At 43.1% G+C, this 18,006-nt stretch carries 10 protein-coding genes and 2 pseudogenes; 2 read left to right on the top strand and 10 right to left on the bottom strand.

What is annotated here, in order from left to right; genetic code table 11:
- Positions 1-12: 12 nt before the first annotated feature.
- Both M1E86_RS04275 and M1E86_RS04270 read left to right on the top strand, forming a co-directional pair.
- A pseudogene (locus tag M1E86_RS04275) lies at positions 13-132 on the top strand (helix-turn-helix domain-containing protein); the annotation flags it as partial.
- Positions 133-138: 6 nt separating this feature from the next.
- Positions 139-315, top strand: coding sequence for a SymE family type I addiction module toxin (locus M1E86_RS04270; protein WP_413776248.1), 177 nt, complete (start codon positions 139-141; stop codon positions 313-315).
- 15 nt (positions 316-330) lie between these two features.
- Here M1E86_RS04270 and M1E86_RS04265 read toward each other — a convergent pair whose 3' ends face one another.
- From M1E86_RS04265 to M1E86_RS04220, 10 genes and pseudogenes are all read right to left on the bottom strand, one after another.
- Positions 331-561: a hypothetical protein gene (locus tag M1E86_RS04265; RefSeq protein WP_196724419.1), complete on the bottom strand. Its 231-nt coding sequence runs from the start codon at positions 559-561 to the stop codon at positions 331-333.
- Positions 542-1,240 (bottom strand): hypothetical protein, encoded by a 699-nt coding sequence (locus M1E86_RS04260; protein WP_319863457.1) that lies wholly within the window; start codon positions 1,238-1,240, stop codon positions 542-544. Before M1E86_RS04260 ends, M1E86_RS04265 begins: the two co-directional genes overlap by 20 nt.
- Positions 1,241-1,260: 20 nt before the next feature.
- Entirely contained in the window at positions 1,261-1,491 is a 231-nt protein-coding gene (locus M1E86_RS04255) for a hypothetical protein (protein ID WP_319863458.1), read from the bottom strand.
- On the bottom strand, positions 1,488-6,197 hold the full coding sequence (locus M1E86_RS04250) for a hemagglutinin repeat-containing protein (protein WP_426099263.1): 4,710 nt from the start codon (positions 6,195-6,197) through the stop codon (positions 1,488-1,490). Before M1E86_RS04250 ends, M1E86_RS04255 begins: the two co-directional genes overlap by 4 nt.
- The gene (locus tag M1E86_RS04245; protein ID WP_426099262.1) at positions 6,194-13,015 is read right to left on the bottom strand and encodes a filamentous hemagglutinin N-terminal domain-containing protein; all 6,822 of its coding nucleotides are present in this window, start codon (positions 13,013-13,015) and stop codon (positions 6,194-6,196) included. The genes M1E86_RS04250 and M1E86_RS04245 overlap by 4 nt, the downstream gene beginning before the upstream one ends.
- An 11-nt stretch (positions 13,016-13,026) precedes the next feature.
- Positions 13,027-14,121, bottom strand: coding sequence for a ShlB/FhaC/HecB family hemolysin secretion/activation protein (locus M1E86_RS04240; protein WP_426099434.1), 1,095 nt, complete (start codon positions 14,119-14,121; stop codon positions 13,027-13,029).
- 3 nt (positions 14,122-14,124) lie between these two features.
- Positions 14,125-14,736 (bottom strand): annotated as a pseudogene (locus M1E86_RS04235) (POTRA domain-containing protein); the annotation flags it as partial.
- A gap of 427 nt (positions 14,737-15,163) precedes the next feature.
- Positions 15,164-15,829: a heme exporter protein CcmB gene (ccmB, locus tag M1E86_RS04230; protein WP_004914238.1), complete on the bottom strand. Its 666-nt coding sequence runs from the start codon at positions 15,827-15,829 to the stop codon at positions 15,164-15,166.
- On the bottom strand, positions 15,814-16,446 hold the full coding sequence (ccmA, locus tag M1E86_RS04225; RefSeq protein WP_125893730.1) for a cytochrome c biogenesis heme-transporting ATPase CcmA: 633 nt from the start codon (positions 16,444-16,446) through the stop codon (positions 15,814-15,816). The genes ccmB and ccmA overlap by 16 nt, the downstream gene beginning before the upstream one ends.
- Positions 16,447-16,479: 33 nt before the next feature.
- Positions 16,480-17,658 carry an ion channel gene (locus M1E86_RS04220; RefSeq protein ID WP_125893728.1) on the bottom strand — a complete coding sequence of 393 codons (1,179 nt, stop codon included), beginning with the start codon at positions 17,656-17,658 and terminating at the stop codon, positions 16,480-16,482.
- Positions 17,659-18,006 lie beyond the last annotated feature (348 nt).

Below are 18,006 nucleotides of genomic sequence, written 5' to 3'. Positions count from 1 at the left end.
GCCTGTATTAATAAGCGACAGTTTGAAGCGATTTCACAACTCGATGAGAAAGAGAGAGAAGCGATTGAGACCGTGATCAACAGCATCTTACATATGCATGATGCTAAACGGTGGACATCAAAGAGTAATTAATTGGAAGTGGTCAAAACCAGACAGTATACAGTGGTTTACGCCCCGAACCGAGGTAAACCCAACCCCAGCCCGCAACTCACTTTAAGCGGTAAGTGGTTGAAAGAGATGGGGCTTGAGGTGGGCAGACACTATACCCTCACTCGTCAAGCCGGACAGTTGATTATCCGGTTGGCAGAGGAGTGAGGTTAGCTATCTTGACTATTTATTATACATAAAGTAGGTTATCACACCTAGCATTGGGCCTAGCATCAATGCTAGGTTGCCTGCTTTTTTTACATACTCAAATGAAAACATTAGTTCAGTATTCATAAATAACCATGCATAACTTTCAGCAAACAAAAATGCAAAGATCCCTAAAACAAAAATTGCAATGACCCACATTGAAGTTAAAAAAAGAAAAAAAAGTCCCTTACTTTTTTTGTACTTCATTGTTATTTTCCTGTTCTTTTTTAATGGTTTCTTGAACTTTACTATTAGTAGCTTCAGTCGTTAAAGATGAACCTATATTCCCCCCGATTCCTGGCAATGTAGCAGGCGATAGATCTTTTGATAAACCTAATTGTCCTTTATTTGCGCCACCTTGTAGCTTCGGATTATATTTAGGGTCAAAACCATCGGAGACCCAATATCCCCATTTGTTAGCACCTAGCTTAATTAACTTACCAGCTCCATAGCCAACCCCAGAACTAAGCCCTGATGTTAATCCGCCTTGTAATGGATCCTCATCTTTCAATAAACTTGAAGTGGCACCACCTAATCCATTGATTCCCACGGTTCCAACTAAACCTGTGTTAGCTGTAAATCCGCCGACATAGGAAGCAAGAAGAACATCTTCTGGATTGATATTACCAGTCAATACATACTGAATACCTGCATTTGAGGTTCCGCCTATAACTGCTGTCATTTGCATGCCACCCGGCAAGTAAATTATTCCGCCACTTCCCAAAGCCATCGCATAAGCCTTGTTCATTGCCATTCCTCGACGACAGGATTCTGAATCAGGGTTATCGGCACAGGACATCACATCTTTCCCGTGAGCTTGTACGTATTGGGTGTGAGTTATTTCATTTCCACCGAATAAGTTATTCTCAACAACAATAAGCGTCATTGCTTTTTAGCTAAACTTACTCATATTTTACGATAATAAAAAAACCATAAAGGTATACCTATCCCCCCCCCAACTAAACCCACTTTTAAATAAGTAAACAATTTGCTGGTAAAAAATGAAAAAATATTATCCCCACCGCCAACCCAATAACCAAATACCCCAAAAAGTGCCGCTATCATGAATAATACGATAAAAAGACTGCCACATAGATAAAACAAAGCAATAATAGATCTGAGTTTATTGTTTATCATTGTTTTTCCTTCCTATCTTTTAATGCTTCATTCATTCCTTCATTGAATGCCCCAGAAGCTACAGAGTCACCCACATTACCAACAACTGATGGTAATGGATTTTGTGGAACAGGCTTTGTAATAGTCCATACTCCTGTTGGTTCCCACTCATATTGTTTAGATATTGGGTTCAGTTTTTTATCAAATGGAATCTTGATTATATTTCCAGATGCATAACCTACAGATGCCCCTGCTTTACTTAATAAAGCTCCTATGAAAGGATCATCGCCTTTAATTTCAGCTTGATAATATCCACCTAAAGCATTCCATGTTACCGTTGGGTTATATCCCTTCCCAGCAGTGATTGATCCAATAACACCTGCACCAATAACATCAGAAAGCTTAACTTCACCAGTAAACCCATATTGAATGCCTGCATTTGCTACACCTGAAACACCAACCGCAATTAACTGCTCCTTGCCTTTGGTCACACTATTCGTGAGTATATTTTTTGTTCCCAGAACCATGACAGGCCATGATGTTGGAGTCATCACGATATCTAATACTCTATCGCCTTCCGTAATATTATCTTTTAAAAATTTTAAATCAGTGCCATTGAGGTAATTAACTAATGCGGCAGCTTCTGGGTCTTTAAGCTTCTCATCAAGTCGTATCTGTAAAGGATGTTCATCATTGGCTACATTAGTATATCCAATGATCATCTCTTCCCATGAGACACAAGAGACTCCACCACCAGTACAGGCTTCAATCAATTCTTGGCTATTTTTATTGCTGATATCAATATATTCTTGAAGAACTGGACGGCAATCTCTACCTTCTGCTTTACATGCAGCGAGATCTTTATCTAATTGGCGAGCTTCATCCCCCGTGAGATAGTTATTCTCAACCGTCGTCTTCCCTGCTTGGGCTGCATTCCCTGCACTCGAGGTATCTCCACCCACTAAACCGCCTGCAATACCCGCTGCCAGACTCGCAAATGCACTGACTGTCGCTTTTTCGTCTTCCGTCAGTTGGCTAGCTGGTTTGTTATACAGTTTCTCAGATAACATTCCAACCGCTTCCGCTGTCATTGCACCGAGCGATTGTGCCCCTGCATTTTCACCTTTTGCCAGCGCTAATGCAACATTCGCAATACCGTGGGCAATGATGCGTCCTTCTTTGTTCTTCTCTGGAATATTTTTGGCGATTTCATTCGCAATGTACGGCGCACTCGCATTCGCCACCGCTTTATTCACATCTCCACTGATAAGCCCTTGAATCAAAGCGGTGCCTGACTCGACTATACGGCGATTATCCCCTCCGACACCCCATTCAGATTTGTTAACTTGAGCTTGAATAGCATCTTCTCTTTCCTTGCCACTCAACTCAGGGTGCTCTCTATCTACATCCTTCGTAGCTTTAATCGTCTCATTCGTCACCGCTATATCAGTAATCTGCTTACCTAATTCGCCCACTAACTGTGTTTTTTCTATCCGTTTTTGCTCTTTTTCTTTATCAAAAATCGTATTGAGCTTCTCATGGGCATTATCTGTATCACGGCTTAACTCGTTGATATCTTGTTTCTGATTACCCTTATCTCGAATTGTAATCTCGCCTTCTGACACCGCTGAGTGTGTCGTATTGCTGTCTTTCCCTTTGTTATTCACATTGGTCAACAAGGAGCCTGCGGCATTACCCGCAAGCTGGTCTGCAAATGGAGAACCCCCTGTGCTAAAGCCGCCACTTTGGCTATCCACCTTGTATTCAGCTTTATTTTTGATATCCCCAAAGCCCAGCGTGCCCGTATCCAACTTGTTCTTTTCAGCGTCCGCAGTGCTGCTAATCACCGCTCCATCGAGTTGCGTATGATTACCGACGGTGATATCAAAACCGCCTTTGCCTGCATTAATACCCGTTTGTTTATCCACCGATTGATAATCGCTGTGCATCTCGGTTTTATTAACATTCACTGAAGCGGTGGTATTTAAGCCTGTTCCAATACTGCCGCTTAAACTGCCGCCCTGTTGCTTTGAGTCATACTTATCAGTAACTTGTTGGCTCGATAAAGTTAAATCGCCGCCCACATTGGCTTTAACAGTTTCCCCACTCGCGTGTGCGCCTGTCAGCGTGGTATCTTTGCCGCTGTTGAGGGTCAGTTGTTTGCCTGCATTCACTTCCGTATCGGTGTAGAACTGGCTGTCACCTTTTTCAAAGCCGCTGCCTTTATTCACACTCGCATTGACATTCCAACCGCCCGTACTGATACCCGCACCGATTGAGCCGCCTTTACTTTCGTTTTTCCCATCCACTTTTTGCGTGTTGGTGGCACTGGTCAGGTTGATATCATTTTTGGCGGTTAACGTGACGTTTTTATCCGCATCCAGTTGGCTACCTTGTACTGTCAGATCCCCTTGGCTACCCTCTTTTTTACCCGTCGCAGTAAGGGTGATGTTATCCCCCGCACTTAAACTACTACCTGACGCCGTATGCTGCTCGGTTTTGGTGGTCGATTTAGACGAACTGCTGCCATATGACACATTAACGCCAAAGGCATCTGCTACACTGCCGCCTTCTTTCAAACCTGCTAGCTCACCCGCTTGTTGAGCCTGAACGCCTTGTAGACCTGCCTTCATCCCTTTAAGGGCCGCTAATTGTCCATCATCTTCTTGTTTTGCCGATTTCGCGGTCTGCGCCATTCCATCTAACATGCTGCCCGCTGCACCGCCGAGGGAAACCGTCAACCCACTGGATTTGGTTTCCACTGTGGTGATATCGGTACGGCTATTTTCAGCCGCCGTAATATTCACATCACTACCGATCACATTGATATCTTTCGCCGCGATCACATCACTACCATGAATGCTTGCTGTACCACCTGCGGTCAATGTCACATCGCCTGCCGTACTCCCAATCACACTGCCTTTTTTCTGGTTACTATCCGTATCGGTGGTCACTTTTTGTGAATTTGAACCAACCGTGAAACCAATGCCGCCAGTGCTCATCAGGCCTGACTTGGTTGTTTTCGACATATGTGTTTCATGGGACGCTTCATCAGAAGTGGTCACATTTAACTGATTTCCAGCGGTAACATTGACATCGTTGGTTCCAAGTAAATTACTCCCTTCGATATTGACGTTGTTCCCTGCGGTCACTTTCACACTATCGCCGCTAAACGTACTACTGATAGCGGTACGTTCGTTCACCTCATCATGAGTTTCTTTTGTCGTGCTTGATAAAAAGCCTTTATCCGTGCTTTTTGTGTGTTTCGCATAGTCACTAGTTTCAATACCAGAGGAAATATTGATGTCACGTCCAACATTGATCGCCAGCTCTCCACCGCTGGTCACAGTCGTTGCACGAGCGGAAAGATCTTGCCCAGCCGATAAGGTTAAATCCCCTTTAGTTTGGATTTGCGTGCCGACTTCAGTGCTATTAGCCCCACGATAGTAATTACTTGAATTATGCGTGTAATCAAATGCCGAGCTGACATCACGAGTTTCTAAACTAATATCGCGTCCCGCAATAATGGAAGTTTTGCCATCAACGCCTAAATTGCCGACATCTGTGGCGATCAAGTTGATATCTTGTACCGCTTTTAAGGTAAGCTGGCCATTATCACCTGTGACATAAATACTGGCAGGACGATCGAGCCATTGTGATTGGCCATCTCCACGCTGCGCAGTTTCACTGAGAATATCGCGACCTGCTGAAAGAGAAACGCTGTCTAATCCACGAATTTCCCCACCGATATTCTTAATATCTTTTAGGGTATCAAGTTGTACATCTTTACCTTGAATGCGCCCACTATTTTCGATATTTTCAGCACGTAAATCGGTCAGTTCACGGCTACTGATTTCACCGCTATTAAGGATATTACCGGTCATGTTGGCGGAAACATTACGCCCCGCTAACAATGCACCATTACCGTTTAAGTCCCCTTGACGGGCTCGGACATACACTTGCGGAACACTAACCATTTCAACGCGGCCATCCGGCAGTGTGACTTCTTTATTCACCATCCACACGATGTCTGTGGTTAAGTTCGCCATTTGCTCTGGTGATAATGCAATGCCCGGAGTCAGGTTAAATTGCTTACCAAACGCAACACCGTTAGTTAGCAGCGCGCGATATTGCTCTTCATCACTATTGTAGTTGCCTAATAAGCGCTGTCCTGTGGTTTCAATCAGTTGATCACGAACTAAACGTTGCTCATAGTAACCATCCCCCAAACGCTTATGGAGCTGCTCATTGGTGACAATATCAATACTCGACAACCATTTCTTGTAGTTAGTGAAACGCGGGTCGGTTTCAATCAAAAATTGGCTATCACTACCCGGTGTTAAGTTAAACAGACTATTGTCGGGTAATTGAGTGTTTGGCCCAACGGTTCTTATCACGGTATCGAGGTTGTCTTTCCCCTGAGGCCCTGTCTCCGCAGTGATATTTTCCCCTTTGCCTACATCAGTTTGCCCTTGAATGTCAGCTCCGTTACCGATGTTGGCATCATCAACGTGTAATGATGAGTCAACCGATTTGTCGTCTTTAACATCCACTTTGTCTGAAATTGAAGGTAACTGCGCCACTTCCATTTGTTGGCCTGGCTTCAGGTCTAATGGCGTGTTTTTGCTATCTTTTAACGCCTGCTCAGTAACAGCTGTACCTTGGTTTTCTTGTTGATTAGCGTCAGAAACACGTTCGGCTTGCCCATCCAGTTGGTTCACTTTCACTGAATCGAGCTGAGTTTTATTGATCCCCCCGCGTTCTCGGCAACCTCTAATAGATGTAAGGCTAAATCTTCTTCGCTATTAACCCCTTGGTATTTTGACGTGCTAGTACGCGTTTTCCATTTACCACCGCCTTTATAGCGATAAATCGTATTTCCATCTTCAAAGATACGGCGAACACCCTGTGCTTCTTCGTTGTTGAGATCATAGCCTGTTAAGATCAGGTTTTGCCCCGCAACAACGCGTGAATTTTCATTGTTCAGCTGCTGACCATCAATCGTCAAGTGCTTTCCACTCGTAATCAATGCGGCATCGCGTTTGATAACTTGGGTTTCATAAATGATACGGTCGTAATCGTATTCATAAAAATTCTTAGTCCAGTTACCATACTCAAACATCCGCCAGCGATTAGATTTTTCATAATGAATACCCACTTCCTTGTTCAGCGTACCATCTTCATTAATAGCGTAACGTGTTTGGTTGCCATTACGCGGCTGAATTTTATAACGTCGCCCATTACCAAAATCGTACCAGTCGAAATGTTCACGGCTCACTTCCACGGCTTCATCAGTCAGTTGTAAATGGATATCTTTATTTTCAAGTAAATCCGTTTTTAGTGTGAGGTTACCTGCCGCTTCAATGTTAGCACTGTGGTTTTTCACGCTTTTAGCATGACCGGTGGCTTTTAGCTGGTCGTTTAATTGGCTACCGATGGTTAAATCACCATCACTGTAAATTAAAGCGTGATCACGGTTCAACAGTTCACCAACTGCAAGGTTGGCCTCTTTACGCCCAGCAATAACCGCCGCTTTATCTCCTTGTTTATCATTGACTAAGCTATTTACTGCGATGGCAAGGAAATCACCATAAATGCGGCCTGTTCCTAAGTTACTTAAGGAATTAGCAACAATATGGGTTAATACGCCATCAATGAGCCCAGTGTTATGTACCTGACCACTGGCTTTTATACGGGTACTTTGCCCACTGATCTCACCTGAAAGTTGGTTAATAACGGTCGTTGTGTTTAAAACCAGCTCGCCAAGACTAGAAATTAACCCTTTATTGGTAAAACCTTGAGCAAAATTAGCCTTTAGGTTTTCACCTGCCTGAATGCGTCCCGTATTTTCAAATAGTTGATTGAAGGTGAGCGATAACGCTTTTTGCGCGATAAGTTTACCTTCACCTGTTAACTGGTTCGCCGTGATCGTGGCAGAGCCATTACTGACTATCACCCCTTGCTGATTTGATACTGCTAGGACTTTACCTTGCGCTTTATCGGTTACATTCAAATCCGTTCCCGCAGATAGCATCCCTTGTATGTTATTCAGGCTTTGTGCGATATTCGCTTCAATCGCTTGCCCTGCACGAACCGCCCCGCTTTGGTTATCTAAATGTGTGGTTCTGAGGTTAACATTTGCCCCTTCAAGGCCTTTACCTGCTTGAGCTGTATTTTTGTTATCGATAGACTCCGCAGAAATATCAAGGTTTTCATTGGCTTTGATCCAGCCTTGCTGGTTTTCAATTTGCTGTTTGACTACCAGTTCAACATTATTGAGACCTTGAATAACACCACTCGTATTATTGAGTTGTTGGGTATTTACGTTCAGGTTTTGACCGGACAAAACTTGCCCTTGCTGGTTATCAATCCGTTGATGAATATCCAGCGTTGTACTCCCCTGAGATTGAACAACCCCCTCAGTATTATCGAGGTTTTTTCCTGTCACTTTTAACGCCGATTGGCTCAGTAATAACCCTTTTTGGTTATCAATTTGCTCAGCATTCACTGTGAGTCCAAGTTTTCCTTGAGCCACACCTTGGGTATTATTTAAATCCCCAGTAATCAATTCAAGCTTGCCATTACTCGCTAATGTCCCTTGCTGATTTAGCAATGCCTGCTGCTGGGTATTGATATCCATCGACTGCCCAGCGAAAATTTGTCCGTTCTGGTTCTCAATACCTGTCGTGGTGAGTGATGCCGCTCCTGAGCTTTGAATTTGCCCCTGCTGGTTAAGCAGTTTTCCGCTGTCAATCGATAAACCGCCCCCACTTAATAAACCACCATTTTTTTGCGTAAAGCTATTGTTTATCTGCTCGCCATGGGTGTTGAGTGTGAGCTGCTTTCCTGCTTGAAGTCGACCTTGTTGGTTATCCAGTGCCCCCGTGTTTGCCGTTAAATTATTGACGGCAAGAATTTCCCCCTCCGTATTATCAACACGTTTTTTCTGACTATCGAGGGAGATTTGGTTCGCTTGTATTTGCCCTTGGCGATTGATTAGCTCTCCAACTGTCATCGCTAGATTTTGGCTAGCAAAGATGCCTTGACCGGCTTTTTTAGCAAGATTCGTCAGTTTCTGCCCCTGTGTGTCAATACTCACAGAGCGGCCTTTAATCACGCCTTCACGGTTATCCAATTGTTGCGTTGTCATTGAGAGTTCAGACTGGCTGCCCACCAAGCCTTGCTGGTTGTTAACACCTTGGCTGTTCAGCTTAAGCGTATTTTTCGCCACAAGTCGGCCTTGCTCATTATTGAGCTCACCGGTTGTTAGGGTTAACCCGCCTTGTGCATAAATGCCTTTATTGTCACCGCTTTGAGTGTTATTAAGCTGCTCACCGTGAGTATCAATCAGCATGTCACTACCGGATTGAATGGAGCCTTGCTGGTTGTCAATTTGACCGCTGTTTAACACCAATGTTTGCAGAGCTAGCAACGAGCCTTGTGTATTATCAAACCGCTGGTTATGGGTATTAATATCAATGGTATTGGCTTGTAGGTAACCCAACTGGTTTTGTAGTGCTTGATTGCTCATCTGCAACAATTGTTCTGCAGCAATTAGCCCTGCTTGGTTATTGATACCATTAGCCACATCCAGCTTTGCATCACCATGGCGAGCAACCAATTTTCCTTGTTGGTTTTCGATATCACTTGCCGTTATGTTCAGCCCATTCTCACCAATGAGTGCCCCGCTTTGGTTTAATAATTCACGAGTTAAATCAATGTCTAACTGACCATTTTTTGCGGTGATGACTTGTCCATCACGATTATCAAGACTATTGGCGGTTAATGAAAAGTCGCCATTACTGCCTATTTCACCCGCTTGGTTATTCAGCTTCCCTTGTAAATTAATTTTCCCGGCTTTATCGCCAGTTTGTAATAATTTACCCCCTTGGTGATCAAGGGTATTTGCCGTTATTAAAATATGATCTGCTTGGGTGACAGCCTGATTTAGCGAAAGCATTCCACCTTCAATATTCAAGGTGTTCGCTGCCAGTATTTCACCTTCATCACCGTTTAGTGATTGACTATTTAAGGTGACATTCCCCATGCTCGCAATCACTTTACCTGTGCGGTTAATCAATGATTGGGTTTCCACAAATACACCCTGCCGGCCGGTCAATGCTCCACCCGTGTTATCCAGCACTTGTTGAATTTGTAAATCAAGCTGCCCCATTCTTGCGCTGAATATTTTACCTTGTTGATTATCAAGGGTATTAGTTTTGATCAGCCAAGAGCCGTTACCACTGATATCCCCAGCATTGTTATTAACATATTGGGATACCTCAATGACCCCCTGTTGTTCACCTAATTGGGTTATGGTGCCTTTTTGATGAATTAAGCGGTTCGCAGTGAGTTGGATGTGCTGTGCTTGTGTGTTTGCAGCTGTTAGGTCAATGCCTTTACCACTTAGTGATAAATCGCCTTGAGCAATGATTTCACCACGCTGACCTTGCAATTCTTCAGTGGTCAGCAGCATATTCCCTTGTTTACTAATGGCTTTACCGTCAATATTGGTGAACGACTGTGTGTTAAGGGTAAAATCTTGTTCGGCAAATAAGGTGCCTTGGGTGTTATCTACGCTCTGCTTCGCATTTAGGATTAGTGACCCGACTTTTGCCGCGACCACAACACCTTGCTGGTTAGCAAGCGTATTGACATCAAGACTTAGTGTGCCTTGGCTGCTAATATTCCCTGACTGGTTATCAAGGGTTTGAGCAAGCTTGATTTGCCCTTTTTCACTGCCCGTTTGCAGCATTTTCCCACGCTGATGAGACAGGTTTTGTCCTTCAATTTGGATGTTATCGGCCTGCGTCACCGCGTCATTGAGATTAAGTTCATCCCCCGTTAAAGCCAGTTTTCCTTTTGAGAGAATTTCCCCTTTTTCACCATCCAACTGCTTAAGTGTCAATTGGTTATCACCAAAGCTGGCAATAATTTTACCGGATTGGTTAATTAAGCGTTCCGCTGCTAGCTGAATACCTTGATTGCCTAATAATGTCCCTTGTGTATTATTCAGCGCCTGTTGAATAGCCAACGTCAAATGGCCTAATTTTGCCGCAATAATTTTGCCGTCTTGGTTGTTTAGCCCGTTTGCCACAATATCAATTTGGCCATTACTGGAAATTTCACCTTTCTGGTTATCAAATTGGTTTTGAATATGTAGCTCAGTTTTACCTTCCCCAGTTTGCAACAAGGTGGCACCCTGATGGGTAAAGTTGTTGGCTAAAATAGAAACTTGGCCTGCTTGCGTGAAGCCTTGGTTTAAATTGATATCGGCACTTTCTATGCGCAATGCATTTTGCGTATAAATAGTCCCTTTTTCACCTGCTAAACGATTTGCCGTTAATAAAGCAGCACCGGATAAACTGCTCATTTTACCTTGCTGGTTGATCAGCTTATCGGCTTTAATCATCAGGTACTTATCGGTTTGAATAACCCCACGAGTATTATTCAATTCACCAGCAGATGTTAGGTCTAAACGATGGTTCGAGCTAGTGAGGATTTTACCATCCGTGTTGTCAACGGCCCCTGCTTGCAAATTCAGATCACCTTTGGATGCAATACTCCCTTGGTTGTTATCCAATCCATTAGCTACATTGAGTTTCAGCGTTTTATCACCCGTCTGCAGCATATTGCCTTGACGATGAGATAACGTATTTGCTTGTAAATTAATGTGTTCTGCTTGTGTTGTACTTTGGTCAAGATTGGCCGATTTTGCGGTTAACCCCAGTGCACCACTGGTCAGAATTTCCCCTTTCTGCCCATCAAGCGTATCTGTTTTGATGATCAGGCCTTGTTTACCGGATGCGAGTATCGTGCCTTGTTGGTTGCTCAGGTTTTTGCTTTGAATATCAACCTTGCCATCACGGCTGAGTAACTGCCCAGACTGGTTATTTAACTGCTGCGTCGTGATTGAAGTATCACCTGCAAGGTTAATTTCCCCTTGCTGATTGTTTAATAGCTTGGTATTCAACGTATTTTTTGAATTACCTTTTTGAACCAGTTTGCCTTGTTGATTATCAATAAATTCTGGCGCTGACAAGGTTAGTTGGTTGGCAACGATCTCCCCTTTTTGATTATCAATGCCTCGTTTGGCGGTCAATGTCGCGTTATTGGTTGCCAGTAAGTGCGCTTCTTGAGTACGGATATCTGCTGCTGTCGCCGTCAGTGCAATGTTTTTTGCTTGAGTATTGGAATGGGATAAATCTAAGGTACTACCCGTAGCCGTTAATGTGTCTTTAGCTAGGATATCCCCTTGTAATGCGACCGATTTATCTCCTTTAACTGTTAATGAACCCGCGGAGGTCAGCTTACCTTTGCTATCAACCCCTGCCGCTAATAAAGCGCTACGATCACTGTTAATTTGCTCTGCATGAACTGCTGCATCACGCCCTGCAACGATTTGGCCTTTATCGGTGTTAGTTATTGCCTGTTTCGCTTTGAGCTGGATATCGTTTTGCGCCAGTATAGTACCGGTATTATTGATAGCATCTTGGCTAGTCAGGGCAATATTTTGGCTAGCGGTGATCACGCCAGAGTTACCTACTTTCCCATCCGCTGACAGGGTAATATCCCCGGCTTGTGCCCCAATATGCCCCGCATTACGCACGCCTACACCGTGCTCTGTCCCACGCATTTTAATAGTATTGGCGTACATCCCCCCTAATACGGCAACATCTAAAGCAAATTCAGGCTTATCATCGGCAGAGGAATTATCCGTTTTAAGAATGGTTGTTCCATCCGCTGCCACGGTATTTTTCCCTGTCGTGATCGCTAAATCTTTGGCATGCAATTTCGCATTGATATTCACTGAGCGGGCAATCAACGCGGTGTAGTTGGTACCATTGCCGTTATAGCCTTTCCCAAGAATGTTGATGCTGCCTTTATCGACCTCAAATCCTTTGATTTTACCGTTTTCAATTAAAGTTTTTCCCGCCGATAGCAAAGCTTTATCGGCATTGATAAACCCACAACCGTTACAGGTGATCCCCGCAGGGTTGGCGATGATCACATCCGCTTTTTTCCCTGCCACTTCAATAAAACCATTAAGTTGACTCGGGTCACGGCTATTTACCTCATTGAGGATAATTTTGGCTTCCCCTTTAGCGAGCCAATCATTACCTTGGATCATCCCACCAAGTTGTGTGTTCGTATTGGTGCTGCTGTTATTGAGGATCGCCCCTTTATGATCAACATCGAACTGGCTGTATTGGTTACGAGAGACGCCATCACGGTTAGGCGCTTGAATATTAACTTGCGGTAAACCATTTTGCGTATTAACAATGGTCGGTTGTTGGTTACCCGGAGCCTTACCATCTGCAACGATGGTCGATGACGAAACGCTAAAGCTCACCATGCCTAATGTAAACCACAAAGAAGTGACTATCGGTTTAATTGACCAGCGCACTCGGCAACTTGTTGCTTTCTCTACGTGATTTTCACTCGAACCCGCAGGACCCGCACGATGGCTGCGAGTAATATCTGAAACCACCATCACCATTTGGCGAGCAGCATTAAAAATTAGGCGGTAAAATAACTTGTTCATCCTGAGAGTCCTTAATAATTCCAGTTTACAGAGAAAGCAAAAGTGGCAGGGTCGGTTCTAAAACCATCAGGTTTAGAGAAGGGAGTACCGATAGATAAGTCATAACTTAAATTCGCAGGGCTGATTGCACCACGTAGGCCAATCGCCCCACCCGCAAGGTGAGTCCCTAGATTCTGGTTAGTCCAACGCCCACTGATTTTGCCGTAGTCAGCGCCAACGTAGAGCTCTTGAGCCGGAATAGGCAGTGACCATGACAAGGTGTTGCGAAGTGTCCAGCCTTCATCCGCACTGAGTGTGCGCTCACCATCAAAGCCGCGCACCGTCCAACGGTTACCAATACTAAATTGATCTTGAGGCGTTAAGGGACGGTCGCTTATTTGACGCGAATACTGGGTATCAAAACGCAACGATTGTTCGGCCACTCTGAAAGGGATACTAGCTGATGCGTTAAACTGCATCACAATCGCGAGGGCTGTCGCATAATCTTGAGAGTCTTTACGACGAAACTCTTCAAAAGCAGGCATAGCGCCAAACCAACGCGTCCCGTGTTGGTAACTCGCCCCCACGTTAATGGTTGATTGCCCCACATACTGGCGATGGTTTAGACCTAACTTCCACGCTGTAGTGCGCCGTTTTTGATTTTCAATTTCAGTGTTTTGCACAAAGTTACGGGTTTCGCGCAAATTCAGATCATAGGTCGCGGTGGTTTTCGCTGTGGCATCACGGTAAAGCACATTGCTCAGTTGCAAATTCAAGCTTTTACTTTTACCGCGATATTCAATATCACTATTTGCACCAGCAATAGTTTGAGTGTATTCATAATCACTCGCGGTGGTGGCAAACTGCCAATAACCAAATGGCACCGAGTAGTGCGCGCTGTAGTTGGTGGTGTCTTTATCGCTAGAAAAGCTTAAATCGCGAGTCGCTGTAAGATAGAAAAGATCGCTGAGAGAAGTCGGGTTATCTAATGCAAGCATCACGCCCGCTTGGTTTTTACCGGTACTTTTTGAACCCGTATTATCCACCCACGCGCCCGCATGCCAATAGCGTGATTGCTGACGGTTGATCACAATTTGGGTTTCACCCGGGCCATCACCGGGGATCATTTCCATCGATGCTTGTACAGTTGGCAAACGTTGTAGGTTTTCTAAGCCTTGCTCAATATCCCTCAAATCCAATAAATTACCTGAATGGGCTGGCATTGCGGTATACAGCGTACTGTATTGTGATGAGTCATCAGTAAAAATGACTTTTTGTACTTTGCCTGGCATGACAACTAATTGCAGAACGCCTGTTGATAAATCTTGTTCAGGAACCAATACACGACTGGTGATCCAGCCGTGGCTAATCAGCCGATTTTATACGTCAGTGACTAATAAATTGATGCCATCAACACCAATACAATGACCAACAGCCTGACCCGCTAGCCTTTCTATAGGTACCCAATGTGGGAAAGTATCTTGTCCACTGACAATAACCTGCTCAATTAAAAAACAAGGGGTCTCTTGCGGAAATTGCAGACGTGTTTTTGCAATGGAGGCAGATAAGTTCACATCGGGAGATTTTGCATCAAACTGCTGTTGTAACGTTTGTTGCTGATGCGTTTGACGATTGAACAAGTTATCTGTGTTATCTGGTTTCAATAATGACGCTTTTGCAAGAGCAGGAAAACAAAAGGCAAAACAAATTGATCCGTTCAGTAAGGTACGTATATTAAGCATTAGTTTTTTTAATAATTTGGATTTAGATTAAGTTAATATACGCAACTTTACATACTTTTTATTAAATAACAATCCAATTGCTTCGCATTTTTTGTTAATTGTCTACTTAATTTTAAAATAACCAATCACTTTCAATAAAAATAAAATAATCTTATATATCAGATTATTACAAAAACAAAAACAAGTTTAACTTGTAGGAAATCTTTTATTCAAGCCAAATAAACATCAAAAATGTACCTTAAGGCGTAATTTTTAGTGACTAAAAATCAAATAGTTGTAGTGCTCTCTCCCTTATAAAGAGTAAAGAAAATCTAACCAATTACATTTGAAATAAATTATTACAACTTTATAAAAAAGAAGGTAGGAAAGATCGGTAATTAGGGCATACCGACACCCTAATTACCCATTGATGAGAAGAGGTGAGCAGCTAACTATTGCTAATATTAAGTTTCAACGCAGCAGCTATCGCAAGTGGCGAAAAAGTAATACTGGCGGCAAACAGCGCTGCGAGAATGGCAAAATAGCCATCTAGCGGCATTTTAAAGCTATGTGCCTCCATTGTACCTGTTGCATAGATAAGCACAGGAATATACAGCGGTAAAACTAGCAGGCTGACTAAAACGCCACCTTTTTTTAAAGAAACCGTTAATGCCGCGCCTATCGCGCCAATAAAGCTTAATACTGGCGTCCCCAGTAATAACGTACCGGCTAGCACCAATAGCGTATCTGCGCTAAAAGACAGCATTAATGCAGCAACAGGGGATAGCAAGATCAAGGGCAGCCCAGTGACTAACCAGTGTGCAATGACTTTAGCAAAAACGGTAATAAATAAGGGATGTGGGGCCAAAAGTAGCTGTTCAAGGGAGCCATCGAGGTAATCATCCTTAAATAAGCGCTCTAGCGATAACAGCGAAGACAAAATAGCGGCAACCCAAAATACCCCGACCGCAATACGTGCTAATAACTGAGGTTCAGGACCAATACTAAGAGGAAATAGTGTGATAACAATTAAGAAAAACCACAACGGGTTAACCAATTCAGAAAAACCACGAAAAGCAATTTTAAGTTCTCTTTTAATTAATAACCAAAACATGTTTCAACCCCACCCGTCAGTTTTAGTGAGCCAAATTGCCCTGACATCGCTTGGTGAGAGGTAAACAAAATAATCCCCCCTTGCTCTGCATGTTGATGAAAACGTTCTGTTAAACGCGCCACTCCCGCAACATCAATTGCAGTAAAAGGCTCGTCAAGTACCCACAGAGGGGCTTCGCTAAGCCATAACCTCGCTAAATTAACACGCCGCTGTTGGCCCGCAGACAATTGACTTACAGGGATATCTTCATAACCAATTAGCGAAACTTCCTCTAAAGCGGCCCAAATACGGTCACCTTCACTGCTTTTATTATGCATTCGGTAATAAAATTTGAGGTTTTCATACGGGGTCAATAATGATTTCACTGCGGGTTTGTGCCCTAAATAAAGTAGATGACGCGTAAACTCTTCTTTCAGTTTTTCAATCGATTGATTATTCCAACAAACCGCACCCTCATCAGGTTTTAATAGCCCCGCCATCATGCGTAACAAGGTGGTTTTCCCCGCACCATTAGGCCCTTCAACTTGCAAGATCTCACTGGGCTGAACGGTAAAATTTAGCTGGTGAAATAGAACCCTATTTTGCCGAAGGCAACTCACATCTTGAGCACTTAGCATGCAGCACAATTCCTGTTGTTTTTATTTTAAAGGTTAGCTTTTTGCAACTTTGTTCAACAGCATATCACTAATCGAGTCGCTCGATATTGCTTCACCGCAAAGCACTTGCATCAAAACCTCTGAACCTAGCGTAGATAATGAAAACAACATATCAGGCTTAAGTAAGCGAACTTTATCCATATTGCTTTCTTGGTTAATTAACACCACGGTTTTTACCGAGCTACCTTCCCCTGCTTGCTCTTTCACTCCCAATAAAGCGAAAGTACTGAGCGAATCGCTATCTGTCATCACTAACACACACTTTGCATGTTTAACATTAGCTGCGGCGAGCAATTCGGAACTGGTTGGGTCACCGGTCACAATATTATCCTTTTCAGGGTAATGGCTGCGATGGTTTTCTTGGCAAATCACGGCCACCGGCAGTTCTCGGTTTTTCAGCCCTTGATAGACATTGACGGCCATTGGTGTGCTACCAATCACCACATAATGATTTTTCATATAAGAAAACCTCTTACGCACGATTTCTTTCGTACCTTTAGCTAACACCCCAACAATATAAACCACTGAAGTGGTAAAAATTGTGATCCCTAAAATAATCACTGTCACTGTGAATACACGCGCATCAACCGTAACCGGGACAATGTCACCAAACCCGACCGTTGTCATGCAGACTAAAGCAAAATAAAAGGCCGTTGTGCCGTCTTTAACGACTGGTGAAAACTCATCACCAATATATAAAGTACCAAAAATGGAATACAGCAATAATGCAATAATACAGGTTATTGCCACAAACCCGGCACTGGTTAAGCTATGGTGATGATATAGCTTCCAAAAAAGGCACAAAGCAACCAATAAAAAGAGGGAAAAATAACCTTGATGTATGTTTTCTTGTGTTAACCTCAGGTCAACAAATGAAATAATCCCAAGTAAAAATAGTGAAAACACCCAAGCGATACGGGCTCCGTTAACCATAAATAGCGATAAGAAAATCAGTGAAATTCCCAATAAAAATCGCGGGATATCCAGCAATTTCATAAAACCCAGTGATTTCAACCACTGTGTTAGCCCAGACTCACGCCAATCAATATAGTCGGTGTAAGCGCTTAACACGGGTTTTAAAATCATTGCGCCATCAATAATAATTAGCAATGAAAGAAGCACCCTAATTGATAGGGGTGATTTCAAAAAAGCCACAAATGAGTTATCTAACATGTATTGCTCTCACCCTTCACGCAGTGCATTCACCAAATTTTCTTATATACCATAAATAGGTCAAAGGATAGTATCAATGGCGTAAAGACGATAACAAATGCACGAGCTATTTTACTATTTTGGCTAATAGCGAGCCAAACATCGTCTATAATGGAATATCACGAAAACTGCCATAAACATCAAACATGTTCTTTGAAAAAACTTGAATAAACATAACATTACAGAATGATTAAGAAATTATTAATTATAAAGAATATATTTTGGAACTTAAACTACGTCTTTATATCTAAAAATCGATTTCTCAATTATTTTTCAATTCGATTTAACAATAATAGAAAACAAGAGTTT

The organism is Providencia sp. PROV200, from assembly GCF_049901995.1.
Lineage (GTDB): Bacteria > Pseudomonadota > Gammaproteobacteria > Enterobacterales > Enterobacteriaceae > Providencia > Providencia rettgeri_E.
This window is presented reverse-complemented; position numbering and strand designations above follow the sequence as displayed.

Coding starts and splice junctions, on each gene's coding strand:
- M1E86_RS04265 (WP_196724419.1), bottom strand. CDS start 561: ATGAAGTACAAAAAAAGTAAGGGACTTTTTTTTCTTTTTTTAACTTCA.
- M1E86_RS04260 (WP_319863457.1), bottom strand. CDS start 1,240: ATGACGCTTATTGTTGTTGAGAATAACTTATTCGGTGGAAATGAAATA.
- M1E86_RS04255 (WP_319863458.1), bottom strand. CDS start 1,491: ATGATAAACAATAAACTCAGATCTATTATTGCTTTGTTTTATCTATGT.
- M1E86_RS04245 (WP_426099262.1), bottom strand. CDS start 13,015: ATGAACAAGTTATTTTACCGCCTAATTTTTAATGCTGCTCGCCAAATG.
- M1E86_RS04240 (WP_426099434.1), bottom strand. CDS start 14,121: ATGATCCCCGGTGATGGCCCGGGTGAAACCCAAATTGTGATCAACCGT.
- ccmB (WP_004914238.1), bottom strand. CDS start 15,829: ATGTTTTGGTTATTAATTAAAAGAGAACTTAAAATTGCTTTTCGTGGT.
- ccmA (WP_125893730.1), bottom strand. CDS start 16,446: ATGCTAAGTGCTCAAGATGTGAGTTGCCTTCGGCAAAATAGGGTTCTA.
- M1E86_RS04220 (WP_125893728.1), bottom strand. CDS start 17,658: ATGTTAGATAACTCATTTGTGGCTTTTTTGAAATCACCCCTATCAATT.